Annotated in this window: 4 protein-coding genes; 1 reads left to right on the top strand and 3 read right to left on the bottom strand. The window is 28.8% G+C overall.

Annotation, left to right across the window (positions count from 1 at the left end; all coding sequences use genetic code 11):
- Nucleotides 1-72: 72 nt before the first annotated feature.
- Entirely contained in the window at nt 73-423 is a 351-nt protein-coding gene (locus SULYE_RS08135) for an L-threonylcarbamoyladenylate synthase (RefSeq protein ID WP_343122149.1), read from the top strand.
- A 230-nt stretch (nt 424-653) separates the two neighbouring features.
- Here SULYE_RS08135 and SULYE_RS07780 read toward each other — a convergent pair whose 3' ends face one another.
- Genes SULYE_RS07780 through SULYE_RS07770 form a run of 3 tightly spaced genes read right to left on the bottom strand, consistent with a single transcriptional unit; the run spans nt 654 to nt 1,989 of the window.
- Nucleotides 654-1,133: a tetratricopeptide repeat protein gene (locus SULYE_RS07780; RefSeq protein WP_043989346.1), complete on the bottom strand. Its 480-nt coding sequence runs from the start codon at nt 1,131-1,133 to the stop codon at nt 654-656.
- Nucleotides 1,088-1,582 (bottom strand): C39 family peptidase, encoded by a 495-nt coding sequence (locus tag SULYE_RS07775; RefSeq protein ID WP_007548225.1) that lies wholly within the window; start codon nt 1,580-1,582, stop codon nt 1,088-1,090. Before SULYE_RS07775 ends, SULYE_RS07780 begins: the two co-directional genes overlap by 46 nt.
- Before the next feature lie 8 nt (nt 1,583-1,590).
- Entirely contained in the window at nt 1,591-1,989 is a 399-nt protein-coding gene (locus SULYE_RS07770; protein ID WP_007548223.1) for a PA2779 family protein, read from the bottom strand.
- Nucleotides 1,990-2,150 lie beyond the last annotated feature (161 nt).

Here is a 2,150-nt window from a genome sequence, read left to right as displayed (position 1 = left end):
TTATAATCTTAATTCCCAAATGCCAAATTTTTAAAAAAATTTAAAGTTAAAGAAAATCCGCAAGCTGAAAAAATTTTAAATCTTAAAGGAATCACTGTAATTTTTGATGTTAACGACCCAAATAACGAGCTTGAATATCTGCATAGAGGAGCAAAAACCTTAGCATTTAGAATTCCCGATGATCCGGAGTTTTTAAGCTTTTTAAACAAATTAGATACTCCGATAGTTGCACCAAGTGCAAACCCATCTGGTCTAACACCGGCTGAAGATATACATAAAGCAATAGAGTACTTTAAAGACAAAGTAGATTTATATGTAGACAGAGGAAAGTCTGAGTCAAATGTCCCGTCAACAATAGTTAAGGTTGAAAACTCAAAAATAAAAATTTTAAGACAAGGTTCGAAACAGATAGATTTAGCTTGAGAAGTGAGAGATTAGTAGGTATTTTTTACATCAACCTAAGAGTGTTCCAAAATTTTTGTAAATTTGTCTTTCAGTGTCATCCTGAGGCCGAAGGCCGAAGGATCTCTTTTTTTAATTTTTAATTTTTTGATTTGAAAAGAAAAATATGAGATTCTTCGCTTCGCTCAGAATGACAGTGTGGATTATTGGAACAGCCTCTTACATCAACCTCGACTAATCACTTATCGCTCTTATTGAGTAGTATTGCAAATTTTTAAATATTTTTCATAGGTATCTTTATATTCAGGCTTGATTTCTATATTTTTAATCTGGTCTAAGTAATATTTCGCATTCTTACAATCCTTTATTTCCAAAAATACATATGCTAAGTTATTTAAAATATCGTCATTTTTATTTATCTCTAAAGCTTTTTTAAAAAATTCTATAGATTTTTCTAAATCACCTTTCTTGTAATAAAGATTACCAAGGTTAAAGTATGCTAAATAAAAATTTCTATCTTTCTTTAAAGCTTTTAAAAATTCTTGTTCTGCTAAATTGTATTCTCCTTTTTTGTAATAAACAACTCCAAGGTCGTTATGTTCTTTGGCTGATAATGGGTCATCGTATACTATAATTTTTGGAAGAGAACAGGAATAAAGCAAAAAGTATGAGGCACTTAATAATATTATTCTTGATAAACTACCAAAATTACTTTTCCTAATTTCTCCCATTTATCTAAAAATTCTCCATAAGACATATTTTTTCTCTCTTCATATCCATCATTAATAATAAATCCATTGTCATTATAACCTATTATAACAACATAATGGGGCTTTGTAATAAACAAATAACCATAATCTATCAATGCAATTACCGGTTTTCTTTCGTCTATAAATTTCTTAATTTCATCTATATCTGATTTTTTAAGAACAGTCTTAAATCCTTTTTCTTTGGCAAAGTTTTCTAAATCCGTAATTAATGCACCTTTTAAATTTCTTGCATATACTGATTTTGCAATTTCTTCTTGAGATATATTTTGTCCATAATATCTTAATACTGATGATAAAGAAGCTGGACCACAAAATTCACTTTTTTGTCTTTCAAAAGGTACATTTAAAACCTCTCCCCCGTAAGAGAGGGAAAGGAGTAAGGAAAAAATAAACAAAAATTTTTTAATCATTCATGAGATTATCTTATAATTATCTCTTTGTTTAGAAGTTTCAATATAACAATTACCAATAAAACAATAATAAGAACTCCTATTGCTGCACCAATTGCATCACCACCGGCTAAAACCTTATCGGAAGCCTGAGCTAACATATGGATTTGATTGTCAGACATTTTTGACAATTTTTCTTTAACTTCTTCATCTGTCAATCCGTATGCTTTAAGTTTTTCTTTAACAAGCTTATTCTCTAATGCCTTTTGAATTTTGTTAATTTCTTCTTCTCTTTGGTTTATAACTTGATTTTGATTTTCTGAGAAAATACTATCAACCATTGCAGCCGGAGCTGAGGAAGTTGATAATAAAGTCATATAACCTGCTAATGCGATTGCTATTCCTGATTTTTTTAACTTAATTAACATTTTTTTACCTCCTAATTTTATTTTTTATTAGTAGTATTATAGCAAAATATAGTTATAGGTAAAATGCACAGGTTTAGCTATATAAGCTCATTATTCATATGTAATGTGTAATAAGTCTTAAATACGTCAGTGAAAAATTCAATAAAAGTAGGAGTGGTTCT

It is taken from the genome of Sulfurihydrogenibium yellowstonense SS-5, assembly GCF_000173615.1.
Taxonomy (GTDB): Bacteria; Aquificota; Aquificia; order Aquificales; family Hydrogenothermaceae; genus Sulfurihydrogenibium; species Sulfurihydrogenibium yellowstonense.
Note: the sequence above shows the minus strand (reverse complement) of the source record. Positions and strands in the feature narration are given on the sequence as shown.

What these genes read in the sequence shown, in the direction of transcription:
- SULYE_RS07780 (WP_043989346.1), bottom strand. Translation starts at nt 1,133, where the DNA reads ATGGGAGAAATTAGGAAAAGTAATTTTGGTAGTTTATCAAGAATAATA.
- SULYE_RS07775 (WP_007548225.1), bottom strand. Translation starts at nt 1,582, where the DNA reads ATGATTAAAAAATTTTTGTTTATTTTTTCCTTACTCCTTTCCCTCTCT.
- SULYE_RS07770 (WP_007548223.1), bottom strand. Translation starts at nt 1,989, where the DNA reads ATGTTAATTAAGTTAAAAAAATCAGGAATAGCAATCGCATTAGCAGGT.